Annotated in this window: 6 protein-coding genes; all 6 read left to right on the plus strand. The window is 31.4% G+C overall.

Annotated elements, in window-relative coordinates:
- Positions 1-21: 21 nt before the first annotated feature.
- Positions 22-504 (plus strand): V4R domain-containing protein, encoded by a 483-nt coding sequence (locus ACP5FO_RS08220; RefSeq protein WP_287005807.1) that lies wholly within the window; start codon positions 22-24, stop codon positions 502-504.
- 145 nt (positions 505-649) lie between these two features.
- Positions 650-2326 (plus strand): AMP-binding protein, encoded by a 1677-nt coding sequence (locus ACP5FO_RS08225; protein WP_428157354.1) that lies wholly within the window; start codon positions 650-652, stop codon positions 2324-2326.
- Positions 2301-3410, plus strand: coding sequence for a 2-hydroxyacyl-CoA dehydratase subunit D (locus tag ACP5FO_RS08230; protein WP_428157355.1), 1110 nt, complete (start codon positions 2301-2303; stop codon positions 3408-3410). The genes ACP5FO_RS08225 and ACP5FO_RS08230 overlap by 26 nt, the downstream gene beginning before the upstream one ends.
- A gap of 2 nt (positions 3411-3412) precedes the next feature.
- Entirely contained in the window at positions 3413-4621 is a 1209-nt protein-coding gene (locus ACP5FO_RS08235; protein WP_428110746.1) for a 2-hydroxyacyl-CoA dehydratase subunit D, read from the plus strand.
- Positions 4622-4625: 4 nt separating this feature from the next.
- Positions 4626-5393, plus strand: a complete 768-nt coding sequence (locus ACP5FO_RS08240) for an acyl-CoA dehydratase activase (RefSeq protein ID WP_428110745.1) — start codon at positions 4626-4628, stop codon at positions 5391-5393.
- Positions 5394-5454: 61 nt separating this feature from the next.
- Positions 5455-6377: hypothetical protein (locus ACP5FO_RS08245; protein WP_428157356.1), on the plus strand; the 923-nt coding region annotated here is incomplete at its 3' end.

Genomic DNA, 6377 nt, shown 5'->3' on the forward strand with positions numbered 1-6377 from the left:
TTTTTGAGGGGGTTAAATAATATGCAAAAAGAAGAAATAAGAGCTAAAACAAATCAGTATGTGGAAGAAGAAGGCTTTATTTTGCCAAAGAATGTATTTAGGGATTTTTTTTCGCAACTGATTAAATTAGCTGGTTTTGGTCTTGGGGGTATGTTTGTTTTAAGTGGCAAAAAGGCAGGCAAAAAAGCAGCAAGTCATATAAAAGAGATTCTTGGTGACAACTTGAGTTTAGAAGATGTAAAAGAATGCATAATTTCTTATTTTGAAGAATCAAAACAATGTAAAATGGTAGAATTCAATATATCTGAAAACTCTGTAAACTTTAAAGCTCAACACTCTGTTTTTGCAGAAGGCATAGAAAGTAAAAAACCTACCTGTTTACCACTTGGCGGCACTATAGCTGGTATGCTAGAAGAATTTTTAGGTGGAAGCTGGGAGCCAAAAGAAACTCAGTGTATAGCACAAGGTTTTAGTGAGTGCATATTTGAAGTAAAACGCAAATAATTAAATCTAAAAGGTTTTTTTATTGTGATTTTAGTAAATAATTATTTCTATTTTAAAACAGGTTTAATATCAAAATTTAACTTTAACGTTATAGATAAAAAAGATTTTGGTGAATTTTTTAAATTGCAAAAGAAAGGGGGTTTTTGTGTCAATTTGGTTAAGGCATTATGGTAATGTGCCAAAAAGCCTGAATTATCCCCAAATAAGTTTGTATGAGTCTATTAGACAGTCCTGTTTAAAATATGAAGACCAGATTGCTTTTATCTATTTTGGCAATACTATAACTTACGCTAAATTGCTTTACTACATTGATAAATTTGCAGTGTATATAAAAGAAATTGGTATTGACCAAAAAAGCACTGTGAGTTTGATTTTGCCAACATGCCCTCAAGCTGTGATTGCATTTTATGCAATAAATAAAATAGGTGCTATAGCAAGCTTTATTCATCCTTTATCCAGTGAAGAAGAAATAGCAAATTATTTAAATATCAGTAATTCTGAGTTTGCTATAACGCTTGATTTATTTGTAAATAAAGTTTTATCTATAAAAGATAAAACGCCGTTAAAAAACATTATGCAAACAAGTATTTCTACATTTATGCCGTTTTTTTTAAAAACCGCCTACAATGTTTTCAAAAGACCCAAAAAAATTGTAGATTTAACTTTTGAAAGTGCAATTAAACACTCAAATATTTTAATTGATATAAAACCACAACAAAAAGCGTTTGATACGGCAGTTATTTTGTATAGCGGAGGTACAACAGGAAAACCAAAAGGTATTGAGTTATCAAATTTCAATTTGATTGCAAATGGCACTCAAATAAGCGCCTGGGCAAATTTAAATCAAGAAGATAAAATCCTAGCGATACTGCCTATATTTCACGGTTTTGGTCTTAGTGTTTGTATTAATGCAGTATTGATGGGTGGAGCACAGGCAATACTTGTGCCAAATTTTGATTTAGAAAAAGTTATAAAATTGATAAAAAAAGCAAAGCCAACCTTTTTAGTAGGTGTGCCTACTCTATACAAAGCACTGCTTGACAGTAAAGATTTTCAAAAAATGAACTTGAGTTTTTTGAAAGGCGCATTTTCGGGAGCAGATACTTTGCCTGAGCATATAAAAAAAGATTTTGATTCACTTGTGTCAAAAAGTGGCTCTAATGCAAAATTAAGGGAAGGCTACGGTCTAACCGAAGCTGTTACTGCAATTGCGGCTATGCCACTTGATAAATACAAACCTAATTCCATTGGTATACCTTTTCCCGATATGAAACTTAAAATAGTTGACCCTGTTTTGCTTAATGAATTAAAACCAAATGAATTAGGAGAAATTTGTATTAATGGTCCGTGTGTAATGAAAGGCTATTTAAATAATCCACAAGAAACTGAAAAAGTATTAAAAATGCACAATGATGGTCAAATCTGGTTGCATACTGGCGATCTAGGCTATATGGATGAAGAAGGCTTTTTTTATTTTAAGCAAAGATTAAAGAGAATGATAAAAGTTTCCGGTATGAATGTTTACCCAACTGAAATAGAAAATGTTTTAAGCTCACACGAAAATGTTAAATTTTCCTGCGCTATTGGTGTAAAAGATGAATACAAAATGCACAAAATTAAAGCTTTTATTGAGCTAAAAAATACTGATGTAAATAAAGACCAATTAAAAAAGGAACTCATAGATTTATGCAAAAAACATCTAAATGTATGGAGTGTGCCCTATGATATAGAATTTATGCAACTGCCAAGAACAAAACTTGGCAAAATAGACTATAAACTTTTAGAGGAAAAAGAAAATGCAAGAGTTAATGAAAACAATTGATTCTATTTTACAAAACCCATATACATATTTAGAAAATTTATCCAGATCAAAGCCTATTATGGGCTATAGCTGTACTTATGCTCCAGTTGAGCTTATTTATGCAAGCGGTTATCATCCTGCAAGAATAATAGGTTTAGCCAATAATGTCAGTCTTTCTGATGTGTATTTGCAATCGTATGCTTGTGCAGTTGTAAGAACGCTCCTTGAAGATAGTTTGTTAAAAAAACTTGATTTTTTAAGCGCTTTTTTATTTTTGCATACATGCGATTCAATGCAGAGGCTATCTGATATATTTAGAATAAACCTTAATTTCAAGCAATTTGATCTGATATTGCCAGTAAAATTTAGTTCACAAACCTCAAAAGACTATTTTCTTGATATTTTGTATGATTTTAAATCAAAACTTGAACAGGATCAAAATATAAAAATGGATATAGATAGCCTCAATAAAGCCATACAAACTTACAATGATTTAAAAGCTAACTTACTTAAGCTATATAACATTAAGTCAAATAATCCTGAAGCTTTAAGCTATAGCGATTTATCAAAAATTGTAAGAACTTCGTTTATTATGGATCCTGTGGAGTTTATTAACATAAGCTCTCAAATAATAAATAAAATATCTCAAAATCAACACCAATCTTCAAAACGACTTATGATTATAGGAAGCATATGTAATCATCCAGTTTTATTTGAAACCATAGAAAATAGAAATGCTCATATTGTTTGGGATGATTTATGTACAGGCACAAGATTTTTTGATGAATTAACGCTGATTGGCGATAATCCTTTGCAGTCAATAGTGGATAGATTTATCAAAAGACCTATTTGTCCTACCAAGCATATAAACCCACAATACAGGCTTGATTATTTAAAAAGAAAAATTGAAGAATACAAAATTAATGGTGTAATTTTTTTATTTATTAAATTTTGCGAACCGCATGCTTTTGATTACCCAGACCAGAAAAATTTACTTGAAAAAATTGGGATACCAAGCATAATGGTTGAAATCGAAAACCACAATGTATTTGATGAACAAACCAAAACAAGACTTGAAACTTTTATAGAGATGTTAGGTGAGTAAAAATGGAAAATAAAATTAAGTCAACAGATAAAATGAAAAAAATTATGAAAAAATATTATTTAACAGCAAAGTATGCAAAATATTTTGGTAAAAAAGTCGCCTGGATAACAAGTGGAGGTCCGGTTGAACCGCTTATTGCGATGGGTATTATACCGGTATATCCGGAAAACCATGGAGCAATGATTGGTGCTTCAAAAATCGGCGCAAAACTATCTGAATATGCAGAAAGCCTCGGTTATTCAAGTGATATATGTTCTTATGTTAAAGTTGATATTACATCTTCAATAACACGCCAAAGTCCTATTGGAGGTTTACCAAAACCTGACATGCTTATTTGTTGCAATAATATTTGTGGGACAGTTCAAAAATGGTATGAAATACAATCAAGAAAATTTAATGTTCCACTTTTTATTTACGATACGCCATTTTGCCATGTGGACTTAGATGATTCTGCAAAAAAATACTTAAAGGCTCAAACTAAAGAGTATATCTCTTTTTTAGAAAGCGTTACAAAGAAAAAGCTTGATTATGACAAAATGCAGGAAGTTGGAAAATTATCGCTTAAGGCTATGCAAAAATGGCAAGCAGTTTTGGATAGTGCAATTAATAAACCAAGCCCTATGACTGCATTTGATGCTTTTATACATCTGGCTCTTATTGTAACACTCAGGGGCAAAAAGGTTGTTGTTGACTACTATGAAACTTTGCTTAAAGAGTTAAATGATCGTGCAAAAAACAAAATTGGAGCGGTGGAAAACGAAAAATACAGGCTTTTATGGGATAATTTGCCTATATGGTATAAAATGAGGTGGCTTTCAAATGCTTTCAAAAAACATGATGGTGCACTGGTAGCAGACACATACACGCAGAGCTGGTGTGGTGTGGTTGATTATGTTGATGAAGAGCATTTTTTGGAAACAATGGGGGAAGCCTACGCAAGAGTATATCTAAATATAGGTACAGACAAAATGGCAGATTCTGTCCTAAAGCTTATTGATAAATATTCTATAGATGGTGTGGTGTTGCACTCAAACCGCAGTTGTAAGCCTTATTCTTTTGGTCAATACGATATTGCGCGTATAATTCAAAAGAAAGGCATCCCTACCCTTTTTATTGAAGCCGATATGACAGATGAGCGCAAATTTGCACAGGCTCAGGTGGAAAACCGTATTGATTCATTTATGGAAGTTTTGAGTCAAATAAAGGGCTAAAAAAATGTTTATAGGCATAGATATAGGTTCAACAACAGCAAAAATAGTACTTATGGATCAAAACAAAAACATAATTGATAAATTAATTGCAAATGTAGGCTACAGCTCAAAGCAGGTTGCAACAAATATATACAAAGAAATTCTGTCAAGAAACAACATAAGTGAATCCCATATCAAAAATATTGTTTCCTGCGGGTACGGTAGAGAAAGCATTGATTTTGCAAGAAAAACTGCTTCAGAAATCATATGCCATGCAAAAGGTGTTAAGTTTTTGATTTACGATGTAAGTACAGTCATAGATATTGGCGGTCAGGACAGCAAAGTTATAATTTTAAATGAAAGTGGAAATGTTGTAAATTTTGTTATGAATGACAAATGTGCAGCAGGCACTGGCAGGTTTTTAGATGTCATGGCAAAAGCTTTGGAAACAGATATAAATGAGTTTGGAAATCTTGCTTTAAAAACTACTTCTCCTTCAAAAATAAGCAGTATTTGCACGGTATTTGCAGAATCTGAAGTTATATCATTGGTAGCAAAAGGTGAAGATAGAAACAATATTATCGCTGGCCTTTGTCAATCTATTGCAAGCCGGATATCAAGCATGTACAAAAGAGCTGGTGGCAAGCCAAAAGTTATATTAACAGGAGGCGTTGCCAAAAATATTGGACTTTTAAAGGCTTTAGAAAAGATATTGGACACACCAATAGCCACGCATGAGTTATCCAGTTTTACTGGAGCCATTGGGGCTTGTCTTATTGGAATGCAAAATTAGTTTTATAATATTGACATATATATAACATTTGTTATACTACATAAAAAACGGTGAAAATAAAATGCACAAAGTATTGTTTTTTATGGATAATATACCGCTAAAACAGTATTTAAAAGCTATATTTGAGTCAAATTTTGTTGTCGAAGAAAGTTTTGATATAAAACGCATTCTTGAGCAAAATACGATTCTCGACTATAAAGCAATTATTATAGGAAAAAATTTTGGCATTTTAACAAAAGCAAAATTGTGCGAGGCAATTGCTGATTTTGCGCAAAACAACAACCATAAGATTCTTATTTTTATGCTAAAGGCACCAAATGAGAAACTGCCAAAGCGCTGCAAGGATATTTTTATTGTAAATATGCCAAATACGCATGAAAAACTCTCAAAAATATTAAAAGAAAATCAAATCCAGACATTTGAGCAAAAACAACTAAAAGATATGACCCAAACTGGTGAGATGAAAGAATTGGATCTTTATAATTTTTTTCATCACATTAAAGATAATCAAAAAGTTACTGCTTTGGTTTATGATAAAAAGCTTGAATTTTTGACTTCAAACGGCAAAATTTTTATATTAAGAAACGATTTTGAAGATTTAAAAGATTTTTTTCTAAACACAAAAGTAAAAGCTGCCTATCATGAATTTAATACATTTAATTTTGCTGAGCGTATATCTATAGAAAAATTTAAACAGATAAGCATAAGAGAGTTTATAAAACAAGGCCTGGAAAATATTTTAGACGAAAAACACTTATATAAGCTATTGCCTGAAAATAAAACAAAAATATCGGTAAAGGCAAATCTATATGTATTAAAAGATTTATTGCCCAAAGACTCTCAAATAAATATAAACTGGCTTCACAAACACACAGACCTCACAATAGAAGACGTATTAAAAAAATTTGATTATCTAAAATCCTTGCGTGATATTGTTATAATGTATTTTGCAAAAGCAATTGATTTACTTGATCCTGCAAATGA

The organism is Desulfurella sp., assembly GCF_049977265.1.
In the GTDB taxonomy this organism is placed as follows: domain Bacteria; phylum Campylobacterota_A; class Desulfurellia; order Desulfurellales; family Desulfurellaceae; genus Desulfurella.

Bases quoted from the DNA above. Each gene is read 5' to 3' on its own strand.
- ACP5FO_RS08220 (WP_287005807.1), top strand. From the start codon at position 22: ATGCAAAAAGAAGAAATAAGAGCTAAAACAAATCAGTATGTGGAAGAA.
- ACP5FO_RS08230 (WP_428157355.1), top strand. From the start codon at position 2,301: ATGCAAGAGTTAATGAAAACAATTGATTCTATTTTACAAAACCCATAT.
- ACP5FO_RS08235 (WP_428110746.1), top strand. From the start codon at position 3,413: ATGGAAAATAAAATTAAGTCAACAGATAAAATGAAAAAAATTATGAAA.
- ACP5FO_RS08240 (WP_428110745.1), top strand. From the start codon at position 4,626: ATGTTTATAGGCATAGATATAGGTTCAACAACAGCAAAAATAGTACTT.